Consider the following 26,236-nt stretch of genomic DNA (forward strand, 5'->3'; position numbering starts at 1 on the left):
GGTGTCCAGGATTCCGATCAAAGACCCATCGCCTCCCATCCGATTCGTTGGGCGAACCCTAACATTCTCGACGGTGAACAGCCTTTCCTTCGCCGAGACCCGCAAGCGGCATACGGGGCGGGCCGCGGCACGCAGCCGAACGCTAAAACGCGTCGAGGTGGACGCCCGCGTATCCGAGAGCGCCCCGGCGCCATCAAGCGCCGGGGCGAGCCATTGCTCAGAACATCAGCCGGACGCCGGACACGAAGAACACCGCGCCGGGATCCTCACCACCGGCCCGCGCCAGGTCGGCCGTTTCACCAAAGCTTCGCTCGTAATGGACGCCGATATACGGCGCCACCGCCCGGTCGACGAGGTCATAGCTCAGGCGTGCGCCGACTTCGAGCCGCGGCCCCCACGCGCCTACGCCGTTTGCCGTGTCGTCCGTGAAGGGAAGCTCGAACTCGATGCTCGGGATCAGGATGATCCGGTTCGTCAGCAGCGCCTCGTACTCCCCCTCCAGCCGAGCGAAGGGCTTGCCCGAGATGAAGAGGTCCGCGTCGACCTCGAACCATTGCGGCGCGAGGCCATGGAGCCCGATCACGCCATGGACGCGATCTGGACCGTCGGGCGTGTCGACCCGGACGCCGGCGACGGCGTCGAAGAACTCCGAGACCGGGACCTGCAGGCGCAATTGGTTCTCCAGCTTCTCGAAGGCATCCTCGGCCATCGCGTATTCGGCCTCGCTTCGCCAGACGAGCTTGAGTTCGTCGGTGCCCACCATCGCGTCGAAATCCCAGGCGAAGACGTCCGTCTCATCGCCCACCCGGTATTCCAGCTGCTCGACCTGGATCCCCCAGATCAGCGGCTCGGCCAGCGCCGCTGGCGCGCCGAGGAGAGCGGGCGCCAGCGCGCCCGCCAGAAGGCTGCGGAGGGTCATCGGCTCAGCCCCCCGCCCCGTGCTTCATGCCGGGCGCTGCGCCGTGGCCCTGTGCCCCGGCACCGGCGGCATCGTAGGACGCGCCCTCGGGTCCGCCCTCGACGATCACCTCCCGCATCATTCCCGCCTCCATGTGGTAGGCGAGATGGCAGTGGAAGACCCATCGACCCGGCGCGTCGACCTCCACTTCCATCGACACCGTGGTGCCCGGCGAGACGCTGACGACGTGCTTGGCCGGATTCCACCCCTTGTTGCCGTTGTCGAGGATCGACCACATGCCGTGCAGGTGCATCGGATGGGTCATCATCGTCTCGTTGACGAAGGTGATCCGGACGCGTTCGCCATAGGTCAGTCGGATCGGCTCGGCATCGGAATGCTTCACGCCGTCGATCGACCAGATGTAGCGCTCCATGTTCCCTGTCAGCCTGAGCTCGATCTCGCGCGTCGGCTCCCGGTGGGGGTAGAGAGGTTTCTGCGCCTTGAGATCGGCATAGGAGAGGAAGCGGCCGCCCTCCTCGGCCGGCTCGGGGTTCAGGCCGCTGCCCGCCGCGTAGAACGGATCGCTGCCGGCACCGCCATGGACCGAGTGGTCCATGCCCGGCATCACCGTGCCGTCGGGCATGGTGTGGCTGCCGCCGCCATGGCCGGCCGCATCATGCGCCGCGCCCTGCATCACCGTGCCGTCGGGCATCACGTGGCTCGCCCCGGTGCCGTGACCGTCGTGGCTCGCGCCAGCCATGACGCTGCCGTCGGGCATGACGTGGCCGCCGCCCGCCATGGCGCCATGGTCCATGCCACCATGGTCGCCATGCGCCATCCCCATGTCGGCCATGGTCAGTCTCGGCGGCTCGCGAAGCGGCGGGATATCGCCCGCCATGCCCTCGCGGGGAGCGAGCGTGCCGCGTGCCATCGCCGTGCGGCCCATCGACTCGGCGAGGATCGAGTAGGCGCGCGCCTCGGTCGGGCGCACGATCACGTCGTAGGTCTCGGCCACCGCGATCCTGAGCTCGTCGACCGTCACGGGCTGCACGTTCTGCCCGTCGGCCTGCACGACCGTCATCTTGAGGCCGGGGATGCGGATGTCGAAGTAGCTCATGGCCGAGGAGTTGATGAAGCGCAGCCGAACCCGCTCGCCCGGCTCGAAGAGCCCGGTCCAGTTCTGTCCGGGCCCCTTGCCGTTGATCAGCGCCGTGTAGCCCTGCACGTCCTCGATGTCGGTTGGCATCATGCGCATCGAGCCCCAGTCGGCCCGGTCGGCGAGGGCCGCGCCAAGGCCCAGATCGGAGGCGTCTCCGAGCAGGTCGAGGAGCGTACGCTGTTGGCGGTTGTAGTAGTCCGGCATCATCTTGAGATTGCGCATGATGCGGCTGCCGGAATGCGGGTGCGCGTCCGTCAGCTGCACCACGTAGTCGCGGTCGTAGCGGAAGGGCTCGCGCGCCGCGGGCTCGATGACGATCGCGCCATAGGCGCCGTCTGGCTCCTGGAACCCCGAATGGCTGTGGAACCAGTAGGTGCCCGCCTGCACGACCGGGAAGCGGTAGGTAAAGGTCTCGCCCGGTGCGATGCCGGGAAAGCTGACCCCCGGGACGCCGTCCTGCTGGAAGGGCAGGATCAGCCCGTGCCAATGCACCGAGGTTGGCTCGGAGAGGTTGTTGGTCACGTTGATGGTGACGTCCTCGCCCTCGGTGAAGCGCAGCACCGGACCGGGGCTGGCGCCGTTGTAGCCGATGCCGCGCTTGCGGAACTCGCCCGTGTCGATCCTCACGCGATCGACGGTGAGCTCGTAGGTGCCGGCCGGGGCGGGCGCGGCGAAGCCGATGCCCATGGCGACGGCAAGGCCCGTCAGCCCGGCGCGGCCGAGTCTTGAGATCATGGTCATTGGACCCTCTTCGCTGTGCTCAGACGCGCGCGACCCGGCCCGGGTCGCGCGCATGGCTGCGGCTCAGGAGCCGGCGCCGAGGTCGAACCGGCCCACCATGCCGGCGCCGTAATGGCCAGGCACGGTGCAGCCGAACTCCAGCACGACGTCGGTGGCCTCCGGGAAGGTCCAGATCAGTTCGGCCGACTTGCCCGGCTCGAGCAGCGCGCTGTTGGCGTAGTCGTGGTCCATGCTGTGGCCCATCGTCTTGGCCATCGCCTTCGCCGCTTCCCGATCGATCCGATCCGGCTTCAACACCCCGTGATCCACCATCATCTGCATCTCGGGCATATGCTCGGCATGCATCTGCGGGGTGCCGATATTGAACTCGTGCACCAAGGCGCCAGCGTTACGGACCTTGAAGCGGATCGTCTCGCCCGCCCGAACGCTGATCGTTTCGGGCTCGTAGTAATTGTCGTGCATTACGACCTCGACCGTGCGGGAGACGGCCGACGCCTTCCCCTCCTGGCCATGCATGCCGCCATGCCCGCTACCGTGGCCGCTACCGTGAGACCCCGCAGCGTGCGACATCGCCGGGATTGCCGAAAGGACAAAGGCTGCAGCCAGTAGGCCGCGCTGCATCGAATTGATGGACATTCACTGATTCCTCGACTGCCTGAATTCGTCATCGCGATGCCCCGTCGGGAGACACGTGGTCGCCCGAGACACATCAAGGACTGGCAGTCAGGCTCGAGGAGGCGGTGTCTCGGCTTCCGGGTGCAACCCGTGCCCGGTTGCTCCAACCCCAAGCGGGAGAGCCCCGATCACGCTTGTCCCGCACGCCAGCGCCGTGCGCGCGCTGTCAATCGCGGGAGCGTTGCAGCCATCGAGCATTGCCACGCAGCATGTCACCAGCTCGGCTTGCGTGGGCTCACACTGATCTTCGAGGCACTCCTGCGCGGCATGGTGGTGCGTACCCTGCCCATGGAGCTCGGCGGCTTCCGCCGGGCCCGCGGGCAGGTGAGAATGGTGCGCACCCCACCCCGCGAGCAGGGCGAGAGCGACAACCGCACCGATGATCATCCGGATTCCGCGCATCTCGGTCGATGTAAAGGCTCCCCCAAGTGGAAGGTCAAGATGCGCGTGTCGCCCCATCCGCGCCGGGCCGCTCCTTGGCCGCTCTTGGCAGCGAATTCGGCTCCAGGACGCGGGCGAGATGGGACGGAGCGGCCCGAAGCAGAAATTGCATTCACGGACAGCTTAGGCCTGATTTGGTCGCCCAAGAAAATGGACCGTGTGTCTGATTAGCTCGCGGAACCGTCGATGGATGGCACTCTGAGAGCGCTCACGGGACACTGCTGTCGTCTGACCGGCTCTCGGGCAATCTCCTCAAGGTGCAGATGTTTCGGGGCACGATCTGCTCGGTGAAGCCATTCGCCTACTTGCTGCGCAAGTTGAACGATGAGGTCTCATCCGAGGTCGCGGCGGCCGAGGAGGCCGAGCTATTGCTGATCGAGGCGAACGCCCGCTTGATGCGCCTTCTCACGTGGCAGGATTTTGAACTCTTGGTCGACCTGGTCTTTTCGTCCAGCGGCTGGAGAAGGGTCGGGGTAGTCGGGCGAACGACGAAGATGATCGACCTCGATCTCGTGTTGCCCACCACGGGTGAGCGGGCCCTTGTGCAGGTCAAGGCCCGCAAAGATAACACCGCCGTTGAGGACTACGCGCGACGCTTCTGCGAGGCCAATCTGTATGACCGAATGTTTTTCGTTTGGCATTCGGGTTCGGTTGACCCTTCCGCTGGCGACCACGATGGCATCGCGCTGATCGGGCCGGAGCGCTTGTCGCGGATGGTGCTTGATGCCGGGTTGTCAACTTGGCTGTGCGAGAAGGTTTCATGAATGAATCGAAATCCATACACGTGTGTAGAAATCGATTCTTATAGAGATCAAACAGTTACGAGCTGGCTGGACTACGAATCTGGGGGTCGGGAGTTCGAATCTTCCCCGGTGCGCCATTTACCTCAACAACTTGGATGTGAACCCCAACGGTCGCGCGCGCGATTGGTGCCTCGTGGGTGTCGCGGTGCCGGGACCGTCGTATTCCGTCAAACGGCGCGCGAGTTCAGCGAAGCTACCTGCTTCGACGTTCATTCATTGGGGGCAGGGCGTGTCGTTCGTCGAAAAGTAAAACAAAAGTATATGGATAACCGTTCTTTGCGTCGTTTGAGCGAGGTGTCCATCCAGCGCGCTGCAAGTGTCCTTGCCCGCGCGCGGATGCAGGTTTTCTCCTAGGCGAATAACATCGCAAGATCCATTCCAGCGGCTTCCTGGCCTTGCATCCCTCAGCAGGTTCCCAAGCGATCGGTCTTGGAAGGTTGACGGCAATGATCAAGCAACTCGCCTCGAGACCGTGATTGTCTGGTCGCGAAGACGTGGCGCGCGCCGCAGGTATGGAACGCCGCAACGGGGCGCATTTACAGGTCACGTACTGCGCGTCGGATCGACAAGGCGCGCCATCGCGATCGTTCAATCGCCATGACGCGGGCTTCATTCAGTGGGTCGCAGGCGCAAGGCCAACAGTAGCGCGGCGACGGCTCCGATCCCGATGGCCGCAACAGTCGCGGGCCAGCCAAGCCCGTCATAGAGACGGCCAAGCATCGCCGCGCCAACCAGGCCTCCCAGGTAATAGGCCGCAAGGTAGAGCCCGCTCGCCGCGGCGCGATCGGAAGTTGCCGCGTGGCTCACGAAACTGGTCGTCGCCGCTTGCGCGATGAAGGTCCCGATGCCAATGGCGGCAAGCCCCGCAAGAACCACGAATAGATTTGGCACCACGAGCAGCGGCAGCGAGGCAAGGCATGTGAGCATCGACGCCTGCACAATCCGGCGAACCCCGAAACGGCGAACCGCTCCGGCAGCCGATGGTGTCGTGACCAACGCCGGCAGAAACACCAGATAGACAAGTCCGAGCTGCATCGGCGAGAGGTTGAGCGGTGCCTTCACGAGCTCGAAATTGACGTAGGTGAAGACGCCGATAAAGAGAAAGAGGATCAGAAAGCCGACGGCAAAGGCCGCGCGCAAGGCGGGGCTTCCAAAGTGCATCGACCAAGCCGCGAGCGGTGGCTGCATCGGCCGGCAGGTCGGCGCCATCCGAAGCGATGGCCGAAGGGTCGAGGCAACGAGGGCTGCACCGCCGAGGTTGAGCCCCGCGAACACCCAGAAGCTGACCGACACACCGGCAAGGTCCGCGACCGAGCCCGCGACGAACCGGCCGACCAGATTCGAGGCGACGATCCCCGTGACATAGGCGGCAAGACCGGCGGCGGCTTCCTCACGTCCCGCGCGCTCGGCGATGTAGGCCATGGTCAGCGCGAAGGCGGCTGCCATCAGGACGCCCTGCGCAATTCTGAGTGTCGTGAATGTGCCGAGATCGGGCGCGAAGGCGAGGCCTGCGGTCGGTGCGGCGAGGAGTGCAAGGCTGAACCAGACGCCTCGGCGCCTGTCGATCCGGCGAGCGATCAGCGAGACGAGAAGGCCCGAGACCGCCATGCCGATCGTGCTGGCGTTGACGGCAAGGCCCATGGCGGCGGCACTGACGCCATAGGTGTCGGCCAGTGTCGGGAGGATTGCTTGCGCGGCAAAGAGATCGACCAGCGTCAGAAAGCCGATCAGGCCAATCACCATGGCACGGGGCAGAGCCGAGTTCCCTGGCTGCGAAATCATTGCGGGGGGGTGGGTGATATCGCTCATCCTGAGCTCCGGCAAAGCTGTGGGACGGGCGATGCACCCGTCCCCTGGATCTCATTCAGCGCGTGGCAGGTCGGCCGCGATGAGTACCACCGGCTCGGCCGTTTCATTGCGCCACCAGTGCTCGAGGTGACCAATCTCGGCAGCCACCTCTCCGATGCGATGGACAATGGGCGTGGCGCAGGTCGAGCGGTATTCCACGATCTCGCCCGAGACGACATAGATCAGCGCGGGCCGATCCGCATGGCTGTGCCAGGGAACCTCGCCTCCAGGTTCGATGGTGAGCATGCGCACGCGCTGGTCGCGACTGGCCAGTTCGGGGTAGTGGGCGCCAAGCTCGTTGACGGCGAGCACGACGTCGGTGACTCCCTTGCCTTCGGTGTGTCCGTCACCCGTCATCGCGGCCGCGATGACTTGATCGGCCGGGCATTCGCCGGCGGCAGCGAAGGTGGCGGTGCCGACCAGGGCAATCACGCCAATGAGAAGCTTTTGCATCAGTGTGTCCTTCCAATTTCTGGGATCCGCCGGCATCCCGGCGATCGCTGCATGGTGGGGCCGGCGCCCGTGGCGGTGAAATGCCGGTTCGTTGTCGGGATCATGCGCGGTGCGCATCGATCGGAATGCGTGGGCGAGACGGTGACGCGCCCGCCGCGGGTGGCGGCGAGTACGCGAGCACGGTGGGTTGCTCCTTCATCCGTCGGGATGCCCGCAGCGCCGGTCTGAGCGGCTGCGCGGCGATGCATCCCGATGCCGGCAAGAGGCAGGTCCCTTGTCGTCGATCGATGACGATCCGCCCGGCGGATCCGGTTCAGCGCTTGCTGGTCGGTGACGACGACAACCGTAGCGCGGCGGCCAGATCGCGATGCGTGGATGCCACTGGCCGCATTGTCATGTCATTCCGCGGTCCACCCGCCGTCGACCGGGATGGCAGCACCCGTGATCGACGCGGCGCCTGGCGAGCAAAGGAAGGCGACGACGGCGCCGATCTCGTCAACCGTGACGAAGCGCCGGCTGGGCTGCTTCTTCAGCAGCACCTCGCGGATCACCTGTTCGCGCGGGATACCGTGCGAGCGCGCCTGATCATCGATCTGCTGCTCGACCAGTGGCGTCCACACATAACCGGGGCAGACTGCGTTCGCGGTGATGCCGCTCTCGGCAAGTTCGAGCGCCGCAACCTTGGTCACGCCGAGAATGCCATGCTTCGCAGCGACGTAGGCCGACTTGTAGGGCGAGCCGACGAGGCCATGCGCCGAGGCTACGTTGACGATCCGCCCCCAGCCGTTGGCCTTCATCCCCGGTATCGCCGCGCGGATCGCGTGAAACGCGCCGGAGAGATTGATGGCGAGCACGCTGTCCCATCTCTCGACCGGAAATGCATCGATCGGGGCGACGTGCTGCACGCCCGCATTGTTGACCAGGATGTCGACCGATCCGAAGGCATGCGCGGTTCTCGCGATCATACCCGCAACCTGATCGGGCTGCGCGATATCAGCGCCGTCATATTCGACGCTTGTGCCCGTCTCCTCTGCCAGCGTGTCGCGCGTTCGGGCGATCTCGTCGGGATTGCCCAATCCATTGAGCATGATCGCGGCGCCCTGCGCTGCAAGGGCCCGGGCGATGCCAAGCCCGATGCCGCTTGTCGATCCGGTGACAATGGCGACGCGATTAGAAAGCGGTTGGCGCAGTCCCGTGGAATGTTCGGTGGCAACGAGTTTCAACATATGGCGGCCTCCTGATGCGGGGTGTGGGCCGGAGCCTTTTGGAAAGGGTGGCGTCCGGCACGCTGGGCCGATTGTTTCTGCCGTGGTCGATTGGTGGAAATGCCGTCTCAACAGCATTGCGATAACCACGCCGCATGGCCGAGTGTCGGCCTTTCGCGTAACCTTCTGGCGGGTTGCAGGTGCCGCAAATGCATGTCCGGATCAGTGGCGCGGTGCTATGCTCGCCCAACCGAGCGGCCATATCGGGACGACGGAGATGGAGCTTCACGAGATCCGTTATTTCCTCGCGCTCAGCGAGGCGCTCAACTTCACCCGGGCCGCCGAACACTGCAACGTCACCCAGCCGGCGCTGACGCGCGCAATCAAGTCGCTCGAGGACAAGCTTGGCGGCACGCTCATCCACCGGGAGCGCGGCAATACCCACCTGACTGAGCTTGGCCGCATGATGAGACCCTATTTCGAGGAGATGTTCGTGCGCCTCGACGAGGCCCGGCGCCAGGCCGAGAGCTTCGTCCGGCTGCGCCAGGCACGGCTGACTGTCGGCCTGATGTGCACCATCGGCCCGACGCGGCTGATCGACCTCTTCGCCGGCTTCAATGGCCGCTACCAGGGTGTCGAACTCTGCCTGCGGGATGGCGCCGCGGGCCAACTCGAGGAGCTTCTGGCGAAAGGCGAGATCGACGTTGCCATTTATTGCAAGCCGGAGACGCAGAGCGAGGCGCTGCACGGGATACCGCTCTACAGCGAACGCTTCATGATCGCGGTGGCGCCGGATCATCCGCTTGCAGAGCTTGAGACCATACGACTCCGCGATCTCGAGGGGCAGAGCTACCTCAGCCGCATCAATTGCGAATACCGCGACGTGATCCGCAATACGCGCGAGGCCATCGGCATCTGCGTGAAGCAGCCCTACAGCAGCGAGCGCGACGACTGGATCCAGAGCATGGTGATGGCGGGAATGGGTTTCACGGTTATCCCCGAGTTCGCCGTGACGGTACCCGGACTTGCGATCCGACCCTTGGTCGAGCCCGAGTTCGTTCGCGACGTCAGTCTGATGACGGTCCGTGGTCGGCCGCATTCGCCTGCAGTCGGTGCTTTCGTGCATGAGTGCCGGCGCTATCCGTGGCGCGAGAAGATGGCTGCCTTTCCCCGATCACCTGCCCCTGTTGCCGCCGAGTAAACCTGCTCAGCTTGCCCCGGGCGCACGGGCAGCAGGTGAATCCGCCGCATCGTGAAAGACAGGGCCGGTAGCGGTCGTGCGCCGCGGCGTTTGCTTGGGAAGCGTCGCTTCCTGCTCGTGACTGCGGCGACCGCACCGAGTGCACGGGCTGGCAACCAGGATGGGGCCAGTGCCGCGAGAAAGCATGCCGGAGAGCCTGGAAGGCGACGTCCCGTCACATCGCGCCCGGGCGTGCCTCGCCCGATCGATCTCGACGCATGGCAACTTCTCCGCAGGCGAGGCGATCGCAGCCGCCCCCAAGCGATGGTGCGGTAACGAGCAGCCCCGCTCGCAGCCCAGCGCAATCCGACCCCACAATCGCCAACCGCGAGGATCGCGCGCAGTGCTGCTCCTCGGGATGCTTGGTTTGATCAATCGCGCCCGAGAGTTGCGGCCATCGCGCGGGACGACAATGCCGCCTCCCTATCGGCTCGATGCTGCAACGGCATTCGATGGCGCGTCCGTCAACGCGCATCCTGCCCCGTATCGCCCCATCGAAGGAGGAGGCATGGAAATGAACACGACGATCACCCTTGACGATCGGGCCCGGCAGCTCTTTCCGGCCCTGGCCTGGTCAACGCTCGGTACCGGACTGCTGGCAGGCGCGGCGTCCGACCTCGTCTGGGAAGGCTGGGCGCGCATCGTCACACCCGTTCTGGTCGGCGGACCTTTGCAACCGGCTGCGCTGGTGCAGTCGGTCTTCGGATTCGAGAACTGGTTCTGGGCCGAAGTGATCCACGGCGTTGTTGGCGTCGTCTTCTACCCGCTTGGCTATCTCTTCGTCGCCCGGCCCCTCGCTCGGGTGATCGTTCCGTTCATGCCGTGGTGGATGGTGGGTATCGGCTTTGGGCTCGGCCTCTGGGTGTTCGCGCTTTTCGTCATGGCGCACCTGATCGCCGGGCTGCCCGCATTCCTGGGCTTCATCCCTCTCGCATGGGCTTCCTGCGCGGGTCATGCGCTCTTCGGCCTCGTTACCGCGGCCGTCGTCCGGTGGCGCGAGGCGCATTTGAAGGAGGGGCGGTCATGAACATCGTGAGAGAATCGCCCCTCCTGCCCATCGACCGAGACGCCGAGATGCGGCGATCGCCTCTGCCGGGGCAGGTGGTTCTGGTCCTGCAGGGAGGTGGCGCACTGGGCGCCTATCAGACCGGCGTCTACCGGGCCATGCACGAAGCCGGCATCGAGCCCGACTGGGTGATAGGCACTTCGATCGGCGCCATCAATGCCAGTCTCATCGCAGGCAATCCCCCCGAGGAGCGGCTGGAACGGATGCAGGAGTTCTGGGAGAGGGTCACGCATGGCCCCCTCCAGCGTCTCTTTGCAGGCATGCCGATGCTTGGCAACGCCGTCGCGAACTGGATGACCGTCGCCGGCGGGATCACCCCGTTCTTTCAGCCAAACCCGGCGGCCTTCTTCAGTCCGCACGCGTTGCTCGGCGCCGAGGCCGCGGGCTACTACAGCACGGTTCCGCTGCGCGCGACCCTGGGTGCGCTGGTCGACTTCGACACGGCGAATACGGGTCCGGTGCGTCTGACGGTTGGCGCCGCCAATGTGCGGACGGGCGAGATGCGTTATTTCGACAGCCGGGACATGATGCTCGACGCGCGCCATGTCATGGCGTCGGGCGCCCTGCCGCCCGCCTTTCCGGCGGTCCGGATCGACGGCGATCTCTACTGGGACGGTGGCATCCTCTCCAACACGCCTGTCGAGGCGGTGTTCGACGACAACCCGCGCCGCGATGCCCTCGTCTTCGCCGTGCATCTCTGGAATCCGGGTGGCGAGGAGCCGCGAACCATCTGGCAGGTCATGAATCGGCACAAGGACATCCAGTATTCAAGCCGCGCTGTCAGCCACATCCGGCGCCAGCGTCAGATCCATCGGCTGCGTCACATCATCAAGGAACTCGCCCTGAAGTTGCCCCCCGAGGAGCGGGCGCGGGCCGAGATCCGCGAGATGGAGGCCTATGGCTGCCTCACGCGCATGCACGTCGTCCGGCTGCTCGCGCCAAGCCGGCGGGGTGAGGATCACCAGAAGGACATCGACTTCAGCAGAGATGGCATCCGCGAGAGAAGTGCCGCCGGCTATGCCGACATGATGCGGGCTCTGGATGCGGCGCCATGGGAGGGCGAGGTCGACCCGCTCGAAGGCTTTGTCATGCACGAGCTCGGATGCTGACAGATGCTGCGCCGGTTCGGTGGCGCTAGGCCAATCGCCTGGCTCGGCCATGGTTCACGAAGGAGCCAAGAGATCGACATGACGGCGCCTGCTCGGGCGCGTGGCTTGATTGACGTACCTCACTCATGTGCCTATTCTCGCGTGAAAAGGAGAGCGAGCTTGAGTAGGCCGACCGTCCACGACATAGCAAGAGAGGCGGGAGTGAGCCTTGCTACCGTGGACCGCGTCCTGAATGCACGCCCTGGCGTGCGCGAAAAGACGATCGCCAAGGTTCATGCAGCGGTCGAACGGCTTGGGTATGTTCGCGATACCTATGCCGCGAATCTCGCCCGCCAGCGCCAGTATCGGTTCGTCTTCATTCTTCCGGAGGGGCCAAGCCAGTTCGCGCAGACGATCAAGTCGGCGCTGCAGGAGGCCTACGCCTCGCACATCGCGGACCGCACGCTGCTCAAGGTCGTGCGGGTTCCACAGCAGGACCCCCACGCGATCGTCGCGGCGCTTCAATCGCTGAACGTCGATCGGCTCGATGGCATTGCCTTGATGGTGCCGGAGACGCCGCAGGTTCGTGATGCGGTGTCGAGGTTGAAGGACGCCGGCCTGGCTGTCGTCACCCTGGTCTCCGATCTGCCCAACTCGCGACGTGACTACTTCATCGGCGTCAACAGCGTCGCCGCCGGTCGCACCGCCGCGCTCCTGATGGGTCGGTTTGTCAGATCGGGTGGCGAGATACTTGTCGTGACCAACTCGATGAGATCGCGGGACAGCCTGGAACGGAGATTGGGTTTCGACGACGTTATGTCAAGGGATTTCAGTGATTTGGTGGTTCTCCCCTCCATCGAGGCGTATGATGACCCAGCCCGCATGGAGCGGGTGATCACCGAGGTGGCTTCGGGGCGGGAACGGCTCGTCGGCATCTACTCCATGGGATCGGGGAACTCCACTCTGCTTGCGGCCCTCAGGCGCAGTGGCCGGCTTGGCGAGTTGATCGTCATCGCGCATGAGCTGACGCCGACGACGCGCCAGGCATTGCTGGAGAATGAAATTGCCGCCGTGATCGCGCAGAACGTCGGGCATCTCGTCCGGAGCGCGCTGCGCGTGCTGCGCAACATTTGCGACGACCTGCCGATCTTCGAGGCGCAGGAGAGGGTGCGCATCGAGATCGTGCTGCGCGAGAACCTTCCGTAAGAGACATCGACCAACAATCTGCCGTGCCGATGTGGCCGGACATGGCCGGCCACCCTGAAGTCAGCTTGTGGCACGCAAGATGGCGGCCGCTTTCAAAGCGCTCGCGACAGGCTTGGCGTTGGTGCGAAGCGACCGCGTGACCGGGGCTGCCAGGCGGTGATGGCGGGCCGCAAACCGAGTGCTCAGGGCGAGAAGAGGGACGTGCCTCAGATTCGTCGTTGAAAAGAGGTACGTTCCTCAGTTACTCTGGCATCAGCACCCCCAAAATGTCACGCGGCGGTGTAACGCTCAAAATGAGCGCGTCCAGGAGACGGGAGGGAACTTTCCATGAAGACGATCCACCTGCTAGCGGCAGCATCCATCGCCGTTGCATCGGGGCTTGGCGCCACGCGCGCCCATGCGGACGAGCTCACGCTGTGCTGGGCCGCGTGGGATCCCGCGAATGCGCTGATCGAGCTGTCAAAGGATTTCGAGCAGAAGTCCGGCCACAAGATGAGCTTCGAGTTCGTTCCCTGGCCGAACTTTGCTGACCGGATGCTCAACGAGCTCAACTCGGGCGGACAGCTCTGTGACCTGATGATTGGCGACAGCCAGTGGATTGGCCTCGGTGCCGAGGCCGGGCACTACGTGAAGTTGAACGACTTCTTCGCGGCCGAAGGGATCTCGATGGACGATTTCATCCCGGCGACCGTCACGGGCTATGCCGAATGGCCGAAGGGCACGCCAAACTACTGGGCATTGCCCGCCTTCGGCGATGTCGTCGGTTGGACCTACCGCAAGGACTGGTTCGAGCGCCCCGAACTGCGCGCCGAGTTCAAGGAGAAGTATGGCCGCGAGCTCGAGGCACCGAACACGCTCGCCGAGTTGAAGGATATCGCCGAGTTCTTCCAGGGGCGCGAAATCGACGGCAAGACGGTCTACGGTGCCGCCATCTACACCGAGCGTGGCTCGGAAGGCATCACCATGGGGGTCACCAACGCGCTTTATAATTTCGGCTTCGAATATGACGATCCCGAGAACCCCTACCATCTCGACGGGTTCGTGAACTCGCCCGAGGCCGTCGCCGGCCTGGAGTTCTACAAGCAGCTCTATGATTGCTGTACGCCGCCGGGTTCGTCTGACTGGTACATGTCGGAGAACATCGACGCCTACAAGTCGGGGCAGGTCGCGCTGCAGATGAACTTTGCCTTCATCTGGCCGGGCGTCAACGCCGACCCGAATGTGGGCGGCGAGCGTTCAGGCTATTTCCCGAACCCGGCTGGTCCGGGCGGCCACTTCGCACAACTTGGCGGTCAGGGCATCTCGGTGGTGTCCTATTCAGACAGCAAGGACGCTGCGCTCGAGTACATCAAGTGGTTCGCGCAACCCGAGATCCAGTCTCGCTGGTGGGACCTCGGCGGTTATTCGGCGCTTCGCGCCGTGGTCGAGGACCCGGGTTTTGCAACCAGCCAGCCCTATGCTCAGACCTTCCTCGACTCCATGGCGATTGTGAAGGACTTCTGGGCGGAGCCGGCCTACGCTTCGTTGCTGCTATCCATGCAAGAGCGCGTCCACAACTACGTGATCGCGGGCCAGGGCACGGCGCAGGAGGCGCTCGACGCGCTCGTCGCGGACTGGGTCGAGGTCTTCGAGGACGAAGGCAAGCTCTGAGGCGGTGCCCGTCGCCCGCCCGGGTTCGGGCGGGCACGGCAGGCGTGCGAGCGGCTGCGTAGAGCCGCTCCCACCCCGCACCGCGGGCAGTTATGCACCCCGGAAGGACGTCTCATGTCCGAGACCGCCATGGACCGCATTGCGAAGGCAACGCCGCCGCGCGTGGCGCGCCGGATCAAGGGGTTCTCCGACAGGACCATCGCCTGGATCTTCGTCGCGCCGACGATCTTCCTCTTGCTGGCGGTCAACATCTTCCCGCTCATCTGGACGATCCGGCTGAGCTTCACGAACTACCGCGCCAATCGCCCGAATGCCGAGCTCGATTGGGTGGGGCTGCGCAACTACCAGCGCATCCTGAACGACGGCGACATCTGGCAGACGATGCAGGCGACGGCGCACTTCCTGTTCTGGACGCTGTTCTTCCAGGTGCTGATCGGCTTCGCGCTGGCCTGGCTGATCAACCGGAAGTTCAAGGGGAACGACCTGTGGACGACGATCATCGTGCTGCCGATGATGCTGTCACCGGCCGTCGTCGGCAATTTCTGGACGCTGCTCTACCAGCCGCAGATCGGCCTGTTCAACAACATCGTTGCCTACTTTACCGGAGCAGACCCGACCAGCTTCTCGATGATCGGCGACGTGGCGCTTGCGCCATGGGCAATCGTGATCGTCGACACGTGGATGTGGACCCCCTTCGTGATGCTGATCTGCCTTGCCGGGCTGAGATCGATCCCGGACTCGATCTACGAGGCGGCCGAGTGCGACCGCGCCTCGAAGTGGCGGCAGTTCTGGACCATCACCGTGCCGATGGTGCTGCCGTTCCTGATGCTCGCCGTGCTGTTCCGGGGGATCGAGAACTTCAAGATGTTCGACCTCGTGGTGCAGCTGACGGGCGGCGGCCCGGGCAACACGACGACCCTCACGTCGATCGAGCTCAAGCGCGAGGCGTTCGAGAAGTGGCGCACGGGCTACTCCTCGGCCTACGGCATCATCCTCTTCGTCACGGTGTTCGGCCTCGCCTCGATCTATGTGAAGGCCCTCAACAAGGTGAAGGAGAGATGAGCAGTTTCTCGGTAACCGAGCCGTCCGACCGGCAGAAATGGATCGCAGGCATCCTGGTCGTGGGCTATGCGCTGATCACGCTGATGCCGCTCATCTGGATCCTTGCGACGGGTTTCAAGTCCTCGCCCGACGCCATTGCCTATCCCCCCAAAGTGCTCTTCGAACCGACGCTCGAGGGTTACGTGAACCTGTTCACGACGCAGACCCGGCAGACACCGGAATACCTCGAGGCAAATCCGCCGACGACCTGGTACGAGGAGATCGTGCACGACAAGGGCATGGTGATCGCCGGCCCGTCGCGGTTTGGCGGGCGTTTCCTGAACTCGGTGATCATTGGTTTCGGCTCGACATTCCTGTCGGTGTTCCTCGGCACCCTCGCGGCCTACGCCTTCTCGCGCTACCGGATCCCGCTGAAGGACGACCTGATGTTCTTCATCCTGTCGACGCGGATGATGCCGCCGATCGCGGTCGCCATTCCGATCTTCCTGATGTTCCGCTCGCTTGGGCTCAGCGACACGCACGCGGGCATGATCCTGCTCTACACCGCAGTAAACCTGTCTCTCTCGGTCTGGCTGCTCAAGGGCTTCATGGACGAGATCCCACGCGAGTACGAGGAGGCAGCGCTGATCGACGGCTACACGCGCTTCCAGGCCTTCTGCAAGGTGGTGCTGCCGCAGGCCACCATGGGGATCGCGGCGACGGCCATCTTCTGCCTGATCTTCGCGTGGAACGAATACGCCTTTGCGGTGCTGCTGACCTCGGGCAATGCGCAGACGGCCCCCCCCTTCATCCCCACCATCATCGGCGTTGGCGGCCAGGACTGGCCGGCGGTGGCGGCTGGCGCGACGATCTTCCTGCTTCCCGTGATGGTCTTCACGATCCTTCTTCGCAAGCATCTGCTGCGCGGCATCACCTTCGGCGCGGTGCGGAAATGAGCGGGTTTCTCAATGGCCTTCTGCGCTTCCGCCGCGGCTCCTGGGAGCTGGTCGCAAGCATTCTCATCGCACTCGGGGTGGTCATGCTGATGCAGCCGTGGGTGCTCTGGGCCTTCACCTACTCCTTCATCATCACGCTCGTCGGTACCGTGATGTTCATCATCGTCAGCCATTTCCCGGAGTGAACGATGGCTGAGATCGTGATCCATAACCTGCGCAAGGACTTCGGCGACTTCACGGCGGTCCGCTCGTCGTCGTTCAAGATCGCGGATGGCGAGTTCTTCATGCTCCTCGGCCCTTCGGGTTGCGGCAAGACGACGACGCTGCGGATGATCGCGGGGCTCGAGCTGCCCACGTCGGGCGAGATCTTCATCGATGGCGAGGAGGTCGGCCAGAAACCGGCCAGCCAGCGTGACATCGCCTTCGTGTTCCAGATGTTCGCGCTCTACCCGCACATGAACGTGCGCAAGAACATAAGCTATCCGCTCGTCAGCCAGGGCATGCCACGGGCGGAGATACGCGAGAAAGTCGCCGAGGTGGCCCGCATCCTGGGGATCGAGAGCATCATCGACCGTCCTGTCGGCGGCCTCTCGGGCGGGGATCGGCAACGCGTCGCGCTTGGGCGCGCGATCGTGCGAAACCCGAAATGCTTCCTGATGGACGAGCCGCTTGGCGCGCTCGATGCCGAGTTCCGCGAGCGGATGGCGGAGGAGTTGCGCGCCCTGCACGATCGCATGGGCGCGACCACGGTCTATGTCACGCATGACCAGCTCGAAGCCATGCAGATGGGGGACAAGATCGTGGTCATGAACCACGGCGCGATCGAGCAGTTCGGCACGCCGCGGGACATCTACGACAAGCCGGCGACCATGTTCGTTGCCGACTTCATCGGATCGCCGTCGATGAACTTCCTGAAGTTCCACGGCAGCCTCGAAGCGGGCGCGACCGAGGTCCGTCTGCACCACCAGACCCTCGGCGTTCCAGTCCTTCGCGAGCCCTTCGACGGCGACATGGTCTACGGCGTCCGCCCCGAGCATGTCAGGCTTTCGGATGCAGCAGGCTACCGCGGCGAGGTGATCGCGACCGAGTATCTCGGCACCACCCAGATCGTCACCCTCAAGTCGCCGAATGGGGAGGTGAAGGCGCGCATCGCCTCCGATCAGGTCGCCCGTGTTGGCGAGACCGTTGGCCTCGACTTCAACAGCGCCACGGTGACGCTCTTCGATGATCAGTCCGGACGCGCCATCCGCTCGGATCTGAACGAGGGGATACTGGCGCATGGCTGAAGTGTCGCTTCTGAACGTCGCCAAGACCTTTGGCGACACCGTCGCGGTCGAGGATATGACGATGACGGTGCCCGACAGCGCGTTCGTCGTCCTGCTTGGCCCTACCGGGGTCGGAAAGACCACGACATTGCGGCTCATCGCCGGCCTCGAGCGGCCTGACCGTGGCGACATCCTCATCCATGGCCGATCGGTGGTCGATGAAACGCCGGCCCAGCGTGACGTGGCGATGGTGTTCCAGCAGTATTCGCTCTATCCGCACATGACCGTGCGGGACAATCTCGCCTTCCCGCTGCGCTCGCCGATCCACAGATTGCCGGAGGACGAGGTGGCCCGGAAGGTTCGCGAGGTCGCCGACGTCCTGCGGATCGCTCACAAGCTCGACAACAAGGCGACGGCGCTCTCGGGCGGCGAGATGCAGCGGGTCTCGATCGGACGCGCGCTCGTGCGAGACCCGGCCATCTACCTGATGGACGAGCCGCTCAGTTCGCTCGACGCCAAGCTGCGTGCCGATCTGCGGGTGGAACTCAAGCGCGTCCAGGCCAGCCTCGGCGCCACGATCCTCTACGTGACGCATGACCAGATCGAGGCCATGACCATGGCGACCCATGTCGGCGTGCTGGATGCAGGACGCCTGGTCCAGTTCGGCAGCCCGCGAGAGATCTACGAGTCGCCCGTGTCTCTCTACGTCGCCGGCCGGCTGGGGCTTCCCCGCATAAACGCCCTGCCAGCCGACCTCTTCCCCGGGGCGCCCGCCGGCGCCAGGACCGTCGGGTTGCGCCCCGAGCACATCCGGCACGGCGAGGGCAAGCCGTCTCGGGTTGTGCGGATCGAGCATCTCGGCGACCAGACGCGCCTGCACCTGATGCTCGAGGGTCATGACATCGTCACCCTGACCGACGTGCACACCGACCTCGAGCCCGGCGATACGGTCGCCATCGAACCCCGAAACGCCCTGTATTTCGACGCCGCCGGCGCCCGGATCGCCTGAGGAGAGAACCCATGAAGCAGTTCATCAACACCAGGGAGACCCTGGTTACCGAGGCGATCAACGGCACGCTGCGAACGGCGGGGGGGCGGCTGGCGCGACTGGACGGCTATCCGCATATCAAGGTTGTCATCCGCACCGACTGGGACAAGTCCAAGGTAGCGCTGGTGTCCGGCGGCGGCTCCGGCCACGAGCCGAGCCACGCGGGCTTCGTGGGGCAGGGCATGCTGACGGCGGCGGTCTGCGGAGAGGTCTTCGCGTCGCCTTCGGTGGATGCGGTGCTCGCCGGCATCCTGGCGGTCACCGGCAGGGCCGGCTGCCTTCTGATCGTCAAGAACTACACCGGCGATCGTCTGAACTTCGGCCTTGCTGCCGAGCGGGCACGGGCGCAGGGCCTGAAGGTCAGTATGGTGGTCGTCGATGATGACGTGGCCCTGCCGGACCTGCCGCAGCCGCGCGGCGTGGCAGGCACTCTCTTCGTGCACAAGATCGCGGGGGCGCTCGCCGAGCAGGGCGCCGACCTCGATGCGGTCACCGAGGCAGCGCATCGCGTCATCAAGGGTGTCGTATCCATCGGAATGTCGCTCGACACGTGCACGATCCCCGGTTCCCCGAAGGAAGACCGCATACCGCATGGCAAGGCCGAGCTTGGTCTGGGCATTCATGGCGAGGCGGGCATCGAGCAGGTGGAGTTCTCGAGCGCGCGCGAGGCGATGGAAATGGTGGTCGACCGGCTGGCTCCGAACATCGGTCCGGGCCCCAAGGTCGCTCTCCTGAACAACCTCGGCAGCGCGACACCGCTGGAGATGGCGGTGCTTGCGGAGGAGCTGATCCGTTCGCGGATCGGCGACCAGATCCGGTGGCTGGTCGGTCCCGCGCCACTGATGACCTCGCTCGACATGCGGGGTTTCTCCGTCTCGCTGCTCTCGGCGACCAAGGCGGACGAAGCCGCGCTCGTCGCCCCGGTGGGGCCTTGGGCCTGGCCTGGCTGCCTGCCGGTCGGCGAGGTGGCGGTCGAGCCCTTGCCCGACGGGCTGACCCCGATCCAGCCGATCCCCTCGAAGAACGCCGCGACACGCGACTTCATCGAGCGATGCTGCCGCATCCTGATCGAGGCGGAGTCGGATCTGAACGCACTCGATGCCAAGTCCGGTGACGGCGATACGGGCAGCACGCTCGCCACAGCCGCGCGCGCCCTGATCGGCGCGCTCGACAGGTTGCCTCTCGCGGATCAGACCCAGCTCTACCGTGCGATCGGCCTTGAGCTCAGCCAGACGATGGGCGGCTCGTCCGGCGTGTTGCTGGCGATTTTCTTCGCAGCCGCCGGGGACGCCTCTGCCGCCGGGCAGGATCCGAACGGCGCCCTGAAGGCCGGCCTCGATCGTGTTCAGCAGGTCGGCGGCGCGCGGGTCGGTGACCGGACCATGATCGACGCCCTGATGCCGGCGCTGGAGGCGCTGCAGAACGGCCTCGCCGCGGCTGCCAGCGCCGCTCGTGCCGGCGCCGATTCAACGGCCAAGATCACCCAGGCGCGCGCGGGTCGGGCCAGCTATCTCGCAGCGGAGAGCCTCGCAGGCCACAACGACCCCGGCGCGGAGGCCGTCGCCCGCCTGTTCGAGAATCTGTGTTGAGCAGAGCGCTTTGCAAAATCCGAGGCCCATTGGCGTGAACTGCAGGCATTCGGCCCATTCAGACCAGGGCTGCCGGCGGGGGGCGAAGACCACGATCAGAACGCTATTGCGTTGCAGGCTCGGTCTGAGTTCGTGCCATGGGCTCCCCACGGGTCAGGATTGCAGCTTCTCGAGACGCCGTTCGTACCATCCAGATTTCGTCTTCCGGGGTTCGGGGATCGGATCCTCCCCCGTGGCCGCAGTCTTGCATCTCGCCGATATCACTCCGGCTGCCCCTCTGCGCATCGGCATGAGGCGAGCGCGTGCTATCTCCTCACCGCCAGGGCGACCGCCCCGATCACGGCGGCGAGCGCGAGAAGCCTGAGCGGCCCCAACGGCTCGCCGAGAAGCAAGCCCGAGGAGAGGACGCCCACGACGGGAATGAGCAGTGTCGCCACCGTCGAGACCGCGACCGGAAGGCGTCCGACCAGCGTCGCCCATGCGGCGTGGCAGGCGACCATCGGCCCCGCGACGTGGAAAGCGAGGACGGCGAGCACGCCGGCGGATGGCAGCGCCGCGTCCCAGGGGCGCTCGACGAGCATCGCACCCAGCGTCGCCGGCACTGCCGCCACGCCCACGATCCAGGCCGCCCGGGCGACCGGCCCGATTCCCGGTGCCGCCCCCTTCAAGAGGACCGTGCCAACAGCCCAGGAGAGTGCTGCCGCCAGCATGAACAGCGGCCCCGCCGGCGCGGCGAGGATGCCGGCCGGGTTCTCGGCAATAAGAAGGCCGAGCGCCGCCATCCCGAGGCCGATGGCTGCCACCTGTCGCGGCCCGGCCCGCTCGCCGAGGAAGATGGTCGAAAGGATCGACGCCCAGACAGGCATGGTGAAGGCGATGATCGCGGCCTTCGAGGTTTCCGTGACCAACTGGCCGAAGGCGGTGAGGATGTTGAACCCGAACACAGTGAAGAAGCCCGCCGCGGCCAGCCGCGGCAGGGTGCCAGGCGGTGGCCTGAGCGTCTCGCCCTTGAGGGCTGCAATCGCGGCGAGGCAAAGCGTGCCCGTCGTGAGCGCGAAGGCGCGCAGCGTCCAGGGCTCGACCTCGCTCAGGATGAACTTCACTGCTGGCCAGTTGAGGCCCCACAGCACGCCAATGAGCGCGATGAGGCCGAGCGTTCCCCACCCGCTCGCCTCGCCGGGGCCGGCGGGCGCCGCCTTTCGCAAGCCTTTGTCCATCAGGTCTTTCTGCCGTCTTGCAGCCGGTCCGCGGGTTGGGAAAGATCGGCCGGTGACACCCGGCTCCCGCGCACGAGGATAACATGATCCCGATCACCGGATATACCGACCGCCTTTCCGCCCGGCCAGGCGAGGAGATTGCCTTCAAGGTGTCTGCCACTGGCGCGGCGGATTACGAGGCGCGGCTCGTGCGCATCGTCTGTGGCGATCCCAACCCGGCGGGACCGGGCCGGATCGAGGAGGACCTTGGCGAAATCTACAGCGCGCGTCACCCGGCCCGGCCGCAGGTTCACGCGATGGGCTCGATGGCAGTGATCGAGGCGGGTGGCGTCGACGCCCAAGGCGCGATCACACTCGAGGCCACCATCTGGCCGACGCGACCGGGAAAGGGCGAGCAGGTCGTCCTGTCGGCGTTCGAGTCCGCTGCCGGGGCGGGCATCGCGCTCGCACTCGACGCGGACGGCGCGGCGATGGTTCTGGCGGGCCGGGCGGGCAAGACGCCGGTCAGGCTATCGACAGGTCAGCCGCTTCATGTCCGCCACTGGGCCGTGATCCGCGCCAGCTTCGATCCGTCGACGGGCAGCATTCGGGTCGGTCAGCTTTCCCTGCACCCGCCCTTCGGCCCGGTGCCGCCGGTGGTCGCGGAGGGCGGGATCGAGCCCGGGCCCTTGCCGCTGGCGGCGCGCTGGCACATCGCGTCGCTCGGCCGCGATCCGAAGACCGGGCATTCAAGCGCGCATTTCAACGGCAAGATCGAGGCGCCCGCGATCCTTTCGGGCGCGGCGCGCGACCTGATGGCCGACGCGGCGCTCGAGGCCCTGGCGCGCTGGGACTTCTCGCGCGAGATCCCGACGATGCGCGTATGCGACACCGGGCCAAACGGCCTCGACGGGCGGCTCGTGAACCTGCCCGCGCGGGGAATGACCGGGTCGAACTGGACCGGCCGCGAGATGTGCTGGCGCCACGCGCCCGAGCAGTATGGTGCGATCCATTTCCACGATTCCGACCTCGCGGATTGCGGCTGGGAGACCGACTTCACCTTTCGCGTCCCCCAGCGCCTGAAGAGCGGCGTCTACGCAATGCGGCTGACGGCGGGGGGCGAGGTCGACACCATCCCGTTCTTCGTCCCGCCGCCACGGGCGACGCGCGGCGCGGATCTCTGCGTTGTCATCCCCACCTTCACCTACGTGGTCTACGGCAACTTCGACCGCCCCGATTTCGACCAGAGCTATCGCGACCGCGCGGCCGAACTCGGCATGACGCGGCATTTCCCGTCCGACCACCCGGAGTACGGCTTCTCGACCTACAACACGCATTCCGACGGATCGGGGATCTGTCATTCGAGCCATCTTCGACCCCTGATGACCATGCGTCCGGGATACCTGAACCAGGTCGACCCGGCGGGCTCGGGGCTTCGCCATTTCTCGGCCGACACGCATCTTCTCGCCTGGCTCGAGGCGCGCGGCATCCCCTTCGATGTCGTGACCGATCATGATCTCGACGAGGAGGGGGCCGGCCTGATCGACGGCTATCGCACCGTGCTGACCTGTTCGCATCCCGAGTACCACACGGCCGCGACGCTGGATGCGCTGATCGACTACCGCAATCGCGGCGGGCGCTTCTGCTATCTGGGTGGCAACGGCTTCTACTGGCGCGTGGCCCGGCACCCGGAGATGCCGGAGGCGATCGAGATCCGACGCGGGGAAGGCGGGATCCGGGCATGGGCCTCGGAGCCGGGCGAGTATTTCAACGCCTTTGACGGAGCCTACGGCGGGCTCTGGCGCCGGCAGGGGCGGCCGCCGCAGGCGGTGGCGGGGGTCGGGTTCTCGGCACAGGGAACTTTCGAAGGCTCGCATTACCGTCTGATGCCGGCCGCGCGCGACCCGCGGACGGCTTGGATTTTCGACGGCATCGATGGCGAGATCCTGGGTGATTTCGGACTTTCTGGCGGAGGCGCGGCGGGCTTCGAGCTCGACCGCGCCGACACGCGCCTCGGCACGCCCGACCACGCGCTGGTCCTTGCGCGGTCGGAGGATCATTCCGAACGCTTCGTTTTGGTTCACGAGGAGCAGCTGACTCACCTCGTCACCCTGCCGGGCGAGCCGGCACGCGATCTCGTCCGCGCCGAGATCGTGTTCTTCGAGACGCCCGCGGGCGGTGCCGTCTTTTCGACCGGCTCGATCACCTTCTGCGGCAGCTTGCCCGTGAACGGCTTCGACAACGCCGTCTCGCGGATGATGGAGAACGTGGTGCGCCGCTTCCTCGATCCCACGCCCTTCGCGATGCCGGGCTGACAAGGCGCGCGGGCGCACCCCTGAGCCGCGGCTACCAGGCGTCCCAGTCGAACCAGCGGCAGATGAGTTCGGGCCGCTTTGCCTCCAGCGCCTGAAACTCGGCCTTGGATGCGAAGCGCGCGCAGTCGAGGAGATAGAGGTTCGGGCAGGTCAGCAGCGGCGAGAGATCCTTGTCCTTCAGCATGACCGAGATCATGAAGAGCGCTTCGAATGCGAACCCCTCGAGCGGCGCGAGGCTCGCGACCCTTTGATCCTTGTTCAAAATGATAGGCACCACACGGGGCAACATGACCTCACACATCAAGCACCCGTTGCCGCTTTAAATACTTGAATATTAGGAAATGTTGCCTCATGGTGGCCCACACTGGGCAACACGGGGTATCATGCTAAGTGCGTTACCCCACAGACCGCAGGGGTAACAATGGCCAAGACATTGACCGCGCCAGCCGTCGAGCGGATCAAGCCGACAGACAAGCGCCAGGAGGTGCCCGACGCGGCGCTGCCGGGCTTCTACCTGATCGTCCAACCGAGCGGTGGCAAGTCGTGGGCTGTCCGCTATAGGCATAACGGCAAGCCTCGAAAGTTGACGCTGGGCGCGTTCCCAAAGCTGGGGCTGGCAGCCGCTCGCGAGAAGGCGCGCGAGGCGCTGCGGACGGTGTCCGAGGGTGTTGATCCTTCCGCGAAGGACAAGCCCGACCGCGACCTGTTCCGCGCGGTGGCCGACGACTTCCTGCGCCGCCACGCCGATAAGAGAAAGAGCGCCGATCAGATCCGGCGTTACTTCGACGTCGAGATCCTGCCCGTCTGGGGCGAGCGCCGTGTTGATGAGATCACCCGCCGCGATGTTATCGACCTTCTCGACGCCGTCGTTGACCGGGGCGCGCCCGTCACAGCCAACCGAGTGCGCGCGATGCTGAGCCGGTTCTTCAACTGGTGCGTTGAGCGCGACGTGATCGACGCAAGCCCGTGCGCTGGGGTGAAGCCACCGACAGAGGAAAAGCCGCGCGACCGTATCCTGACAGACGACGAGATCAGGTGGTTCTGGCGGGCGACCGGGCGCATGGGATACCCGTTCGGCAACCTGTTCCAGTTCCTTCTCTTGACGGGCCAGCGGCGGGGTGAGGGCGCGGCAATGAGCGTCGCCGAGGTGACGGGCAACGAGTGGCACCTGACACGTGACCGGACGAAAAAGGACCGCGCGCATGTCGTGCCGCTGAGCGCTCAAGCGCTGGCCGTGATCGACGGGCTGCCGCGTTTCGGCGCTTACTACTTCTCGGCCAATGGCCGCACGCCCGTTGCGGGCTTCCCGAAGCCGACTGCGCGCCTAAGGTCGCTGATGGCCGAGGAAGCCGGGAAGGATGGACACCACGAGGACATTCCGCGCTTCACGGTTCACGACCTGCGGCGCACGGCGGCGTCTGGCATGGCGCGGTGCGGGGCGCGACTAGAGGTGATCGAGCGGGCGCAGAACCGCGTGAGCGGCATGTTCCGGGGCGTCGCGGGCGTCTATGTCCGTTACTCTTACGGCGACGAGATCCGCCACGCGCTGGACGCATGGGGGGCGCTTGTCGAGCAGATCGTTACCCGTGCGCCGGGCGGCAATGTCGTCAGCTGGAGGGGCGTGTGATGGACGAGCAGATTGCCCACATCCTGCGCCGGGCTGCCGGGCTGCCCGAGCGGGAAAGCCCGTTAGCATACTACTATCCCGACGACGAAGACCTGCCTTCCATCAGACTTGTAGTGAGCAGCGTCAAGGTGGCGTCCCTTGGCCGCAAGTCGTTCGATGGTAAGCCGCGCGATGCCGAGGCGCAGCTAGAGGACATGTGGAAATCTGCCCATGCCCTTCACACGCAGATCGCTGCCATGGACAGCTGGATTAGCTCTCAGATTAATCAAGCCGGGTGTCCGTGGCATCAGGCAGTGCGCGACGCCGAGGAAGCTGGCGATATCCCAGCGCTGCACGAGGCGATGGCGCAACCGCACCCGGCGCAGGAAACGTGGGCCGTTCCTTCCACAATCGCCGCGCTAGAGCGATTCATGCAGGCGCTCGTGCCGGTGATCGACCGCGCAGCCGAGGAAGCAGAACGCAAGCAGCAAGGCGGTGCTCCCCACGACGCACGTGCGCGACAGGTGGCCCTCGTGGTAGCTCGCTATATCCTCAACGTGACAGGAGACCCGCCAGATAGAGGCGAGGCGTTCAAGGCGTCGCCACTTGCCGCTGCGCTCCGCGACCTCTTCCCGCTTCTCGGCATCGACACAAAGCCGCGCGAACCGGCGCGATGGGCTGCTGAGCAAGTCGGCGGTTAAAGCAAGGGCCGTGCCAATTCACTATGTAGAAACCTGCCCGAAAATC

The 26,236-nt window shown here is 65.4% G+C and carries 23 protein-coding genes; 15 read left to right on the top strand and 8 right to left on the bottom strand.

Features of this window, described 5'->3' with window-relative positions; genetic code table 11:
• Nucleotides 1-217: 217 nt before the first annotated feature.
• The 3 genes from H0I76_RS09795 to H0I76_RS09805 form a co-directional block, all read right to left on the bottom strand.
• Complete coding sequence (locus H0I76_RS09795; RefSeq protein WP_200609695.1) at nucleotides 218-919, bottom strand: copper resistance protein B; 702 nt, start codon at nucleotides 917-919, stop codon at nucleotides 218-220.
• A 4-nt stretch (nucleotides 920-923) separates the two neighbouring features.
• Nucleotides 924-2,798, bottom strand: coding sequence for a copper resistance system multicopper oxidase (locus H0I76_RS09800; protein WP_234455243.1), 1,875 nt, complete (start codon nucleotides 2,796-2,798; stop codon nucleotides 924-926).
• A gap of 63 nt (nucleotides 2,799-2,861) precedes the next feature.
• On the bottom strand, nucleotides 2,862-3,434 hold the full coding sequence (locus tag H0I76_RS09805; protein ID WP_234455244.1) for a cupredoxin domain-containing protein: 573 nt from the start codon (nucleotides 3,432-3,434) through the stop codon (nucleotides 2,862-2,864).
• A gap of 743 nt (nucleotides 3,435-4,177) precedes the next feature.
• Here H0I76_RS09805 and H0I76_RS09810 point away from each other — a divergent pair.
• On the top strand, nucleotides 4,178-4,678 hold the full coding sequence (locus H0I76_RS09810) for a restriction endonuclease (protein WP_200609696.1): 501 nt from the start codon (nucleotides 4,178-4,180) through the stop codon (nucleotides 4,676-4,678).
• A gap of 648 nt (nucleotides 4,679-5,326) precedes the next feature.
• Here the strand turns inward: H0I76_RS09810 and H0I76_RS09815 are convergent.
• The 3 genes from H0I76_RS09815 to H0I76_RS09825 all read right to left on the bottom strand — a co-directional run bounded on the left by H0I76_RS09815 (nucleotide 5,327) and on the right by H0I76_RS09825 (nucleotide 8,244).
• Complete coding sequence (locus H0I76_RS09815; RefSeq protein WP_200609697.1) at nucleotides 5,327-6,526, bottom strand: MFS transporter; 1,200 nt, start codon at nucleotides 6,524-6,526, stop codon at nucleotides 5,327-5,329.
• 51 nt (nucleotides 6,527-6,577) lie between these two features.
• Nucleotides 6,578-7,018 carry a cupin domain-containing protein gene (locus tag H0I76_RS09820; RefSeq protein ID WP_200609698.1) on the bottom strand — a complete coding sequence of 147 codons (441 nt, stop codon included), beginning with the start codon at nucleotides 7,016-7,018 and terminating at the stop codon, nucleotides 6,578-6,580.
• A 398-nt stretch (nucleotides 7,019-7,416) separates the two neighbouring features.
• Entirely contained in the window at nucleotides 7,417-8,244 is an 828-nt protein-coding gene (locus H0I76_RS09825) for a 3-hydroxybutyrate dehydrogenase (RefSeq protein WP_200609699.1), read from the bottom strand.
• 256 nt (nucleotides 8,245-8,500) lie between these two features.
• Here H0I76_RS09825 and H0I76_RS09830 point away from each other — a divergent pair, with 256 nt between their 5' ends.
• The 11 genes from H0I76_RS09830 (at nucleotide 8,501) to H0I76_RS09880 (ending at nucleotide 20,372) form a co-directional block, all read left to right on the top strand.
• A complete protein-coding gene (locus H0I76_RS09830) occupies nucleotides 8,501-9,424 on the top strand; it encodes a LysR family transcriptional regulator (protein WP_200609700.1) in 924 nt (307 codons plus the stop codon).
• Between the two features lie 382 nt (nucleotides 9,425-9,806).
• Entirely contained in the window at nucleotides 9,807-10,490 is a 684-nt protein-coding gene (locus tag H0I76_RS09835; RefSeq protein WP_234455245.1) for a hypothetical protein, read from the top strand.
• Nucleotides 10,487-11,638, top strand: coding sequence for a patatin-like phospholipase family protein (locus tag H0I76_RS09840; protein ID WP_200609701.1), 1,152 nt, complete (start codon nucleotides 10,487-10,489; stop codon nucleotides 11,636-11,638). The genes H0I76_RS09835 and H0I76_RS09840 overlap by 4 nt, the downstream gene beginning before the upstream one ends.
• A gap of 141 nt (nucleotides 11,639-11,779) precedes the next feature.
• On the top strand, nucleotides 11,780-12,823 hold the full coding sequence (locus H0I76_RS09845; protein ID WP_325166439.1) for a LacI family DNA-binding transcriptional regulator: 1,044 nt from the start codon (nucleotides 11,780-11,782) through the stop codon (nucleotides 12,821-12,823).
• Nucleotides 12,824-13,150: 327 nt separating this feature from the next.
• Entirely contained in the window at nucleotides 13,151-14,473 is a 1,323-nt protein-coding gene (locus H0I76_RS09850) for an ABC transporter substrate-binding protein (RefSeq protein WP_200609703.1), read from the top strand.
• Nucleotides 14,474-14,587: 114 nt separating this feature from the next.
• Complete coding sequence (locus H0I76_RS09855) at nucleotides 14,588-15,535, top strand: carbohydrate ABC transporter permease (protein ID WP_200609704.1); 948 nt, start codon at nucleotides 14,588-14,590, stop codon at nucleotides 15,533-15,535.
• Nucleotides 15,532-16,470 carry a carbohydrate ABC transporter permease gene (locus H0I76_RS09860; RefSeq protein WP_200609705.1) on the top strand — a complete coding sequence of 313 codons (939 nt, stop codon included), beginning with the start codon at nucleotides 15,532-15,534 and terminating at the stop codon, nucleotides 16,468-16,470. Before H0I76_RS09855 ends, H0I76_RS09860 begins: the two co-directional genes overlap by 4 nt.
• Nucleotides 16,467-16,655, top strand: a complete 189-nt coding sequence (locus tag H0I76_RS09865) for a hypothetical protein (protein WP_200609706.1) — start codon at nucleotides 16,467-16,469, stop codon at nucleotides 16,653-16,655. Before H0I76_RS09860 ends, H0I76_RS09865 begins: the two co-directional genes overlap by 4 nt.
• A 3-nt stretch (nucleotides 16,656-16,658) precedes the next feature.
• Nucleotides 16,659-17,756 carry an ABC transporter ATP-binding protein gene (locus H0I76_RS09870; protein WP_200609707.1) on the top strand — a complete coding sequence of 366 codons (1,098 nt, stop codon included), beginning with the start codon at nucleotides 16,659-16,661 and terminating at the stop codon, nucleotides 17,754-17,756.
• The gene (locus H0I76_RS09875) at nucleotides 17,749-18,744 is read left to right on the top strand and encodes an ABC transporter ATP-binding protein (RefSeq protein ID WP_200609708.1); all 996 of its coding nucleotides are present in this window, start codon (nucleotides 17,749-17,751) and stop codon (nucleotides 18,742-18,744) included. The genes H0I76_RS09870 and H0I76_RS09875 overlap by 8 nt, the downstream gene beginning before the upstream one ends.
• A gap of 11 nt (nucleotides 18,745-18,755) precedes the next feature.
• Nucleotides 18,756-20,372 carry a dihydroxyacetone kinase subunit DhaK gene (locus tag H0I76_RS09880; protein WP_200609709.1) on the top strand — a complete coding sequence of 539 codons (1,617 nt, stop codon included), beginning with the start codon at nucleotides 18,756-18,758 and terminating at the stop codon, nucleotides 20,370-20,372.
• Nucleotides 20,373-20,677: 305 nt separating this feature from the next.
• Here the strand turns inward: H0I76_RS09880 and H0I76_RS09885 are convergent, their stop codons facing one another.
• Nucleotides 20,678-21,589, bottom strand: a complete 912-nt coding sequence (locus H0I76_RS09885; RefSeq protein ID WP_200609710.1) for a DMT family transporter — start codon at nucleotides 21,587-21,589, stop codon at nucleotides 20,678-20,680.
• Between the two features lie 83 nt (nucleotides 21,590-21,672).
• Between H0I76_RS09885 and H0I76_RS09890 the strand changes: the two genes are divergently transcribed.
• Complete coding sequence (locus H0I76_RS09890; protein WP_200609711.1) at nucleotides 21,673-23,883, top strand: N,N-dimethylformamidase beta subunit family domain-containing protein; 2,211 nt, start codon at nucleotides 21,673-21,675, stop codon at nucleotides 23,881-23,883.
• A 31-nt stretch (nucleotides 23,884-23,914) separates the two neighbouring features.
• On the opposite strand, the gene H0I76_RS09895 is transcribed toward H0I76_RS09890, so the two are convergent.
• Nucleotides 23,915-24,145, bottom strand: coding sequence for a hypothetical protein (locus tag H0I76_RS09895; RefSeq protein ID WP_200609712.1), 231 nt, complete (start codon nucleotides 24,143-24,145; stop codon nucleotides 23,915-23,917).
• Between the two features lie 159 nt (nucleotides 24,146-24,304).
• Between H0I76_RS09895 and H0I76_RS09900 the strand changes: the two genes are divergently transcribed.
• Both H0I76_RS09900 and H0I76_RS09905 read left to right on the top strand, forming a co-directional pair.
• Nucleotides 24,305-25,510, top strand: coding sequence for a tyrosine-type recombinase/integrase (locus H0I76_RS09900; protein WP_200609713.1), 1,206 nt, complete (start codon nucleotides 24,305-24,307; stop codon nucleotides 25,508-25,510).
• Nucleotides 25,510-26,190 carry a hypothetical protein gene (locus H0I76_RS09905; protein ID WP_200609714.1) on the top strand — a complete coding sequence of 227 codons (681 nt, stop codon included), beginning with the start codon at nucleotides 25,510-25,512 and terminating at the stop codon, nucleotides 26,188-26,190. The genes H0I76_RS09900 and H0I76_RS09905 overlap by 1 nt, the downstream gene beginning before the upstream one ends.
• Nucleotides 26,191-26,236 lie beyond the last annotated feature (46 nt).

Source organism: Thermohalobaculum xanthum (assembly GCF_016623495.1).
Lineage (GTDB): Bacteria > Pseudomonadota > Alphaproteobacteria > Rhodobacterales > Rhodobacteraceae > Thermohalobaculum > Thermohalobaculum xanthum.

Coding starts and splice junctions, on each gene's coding strand:
- H0I76_RS09885 (WP_200609710.1), bottom strand. CDS start 21,589: ATGGACAAAGGCTTGCGAAAGGCGGCGCCCGCCGGCCCCGGCGAGGCG.
- H0I76_RS09850 (WP_200609703.1), top strand. CDS start 13,151: ATGAAGACGATCCACCTGCTAGCGGCAGCATCCATCGCCGTTGCATCG.
- H0I76_RS09860 (WP_200609705.1), top strand. CDS start 15,532: ATGAGCAGTTTCTCGGTAACCGAGCCGTCCGACCGGCAGAAATGGATC.
- H0I76_RS09795 (WP_200609695.1), bottom strand. CDS start 919: ATGACCCTCCGCAGCCTTCTGGCGGGCGCGCTGGCGCCCGCTCTCCTC.
- H0I76_RS09815 (WP_200609697.1), bottom strand. CDS start 6,526: ATGAGCGATATCACCCACCCCCCCGCAATGATTTCGCAGCCAGGGAAC.
- H0I76_RS09800 (WP_234455243.1), bottom strand. CDS start 2,798: ATGACCATGATCTCAAGACTCGGCCGCGCCGGGCTGACGGGCCTTGCC.
- H0I76_RS09840 (WP_200609701.1), top strand. CDS start 10,487: ATGAACATCGTGAGAGAATCGCCCCTCCTGCCCATCGACCGAGACGCC.
- H0I76_RS09820 (WP_200609698.1), bottom strand. CDS start 7,018: ATGCAAAAGCTTCTCATTGGCGTGATTGCCCTGGTCGGCACCGCCACC.
- H0I76_RS09810 (WP_200609696.1), top strand. CDS start 4,178: ATGTTTCGGGGCACGATCTGCTCGGTGAAGCCATTCGCCTACTTGCTG.
- H0I76_RS09865 (WP_200609706.1), top strand. CDS start 16,467: ATGAGCGGGTTTCTCAATGGCCTTCTGCGCTTCCGCCGCGGCTCCTGG.
- H0I76_RS09830 (WP_200609700.1), top strand. CDS start 8,501: ATGGAGCTTCACGAGATCCGTTATTTCCTCGCGCTCAGCGAGGCGCTC.
- H0I76_RS09900 (WP_200609713.1), top strand. CDS start 24,305: ATGGCCAAGACATTGACCGCGCCAGCCGTCGAGCGGATCAAGCCGACA.
- H0I76_RS09805 (WP_234455244.1), bottom strand. CDS start 3,434: ATGTCCATCAATTCGATGCAGCGCGGCCTACTGGCTGCAGCCTTTGTC.
- H0I76_RS09890 (WP_200609711.1), top strand. CDS start 21,673: ATGATCCCGATCACCGGATATACCGACCGCCTTTCCGCCCGGCCAGGC.
- H0I76_RS09870 (WP_200609707.1), top strand. CDS start 16,659: ATGGCTGAGATCGTGATCCATAACCTGCGCAAGGACTTCGGCGACTTC.
- H0I76_RS09905 (WP_200609714.1), top strand. CDS start 25,510: ATGGACGAGCAGATTGCCCACATCCTGCGCCGGGCTGCCGGGCTGCCC.
- H0I76_RS09880 (WP_200609709.1), top strand. CDS start 18,756: ATGAAGCAGTTCATCAACACCAGGGAGACCCTGGTTACCGAGGCGATC.
- H0I76_RS09825 (WP_200609699.1), bottom strand. CDS start 8,244: ATGTTGAAACTCGTTGCCACCGAACATTCCACGGGACTGCGCCAACCG.
- H0I76_RS09875 (WP_200609708.1), top strand. CDS start 17,749: ATGGCTGAAGTGTCGCTTCTGAACGTCGCCAAGACCTTTGGCGACACC.
- H0I76_RS09855 (WP_200609704.1), top strand. CDS start 14,588: ATGTCCGAGACCGCCATGGACCGCATTGCGAAGGCAACGCCGCCGCGC.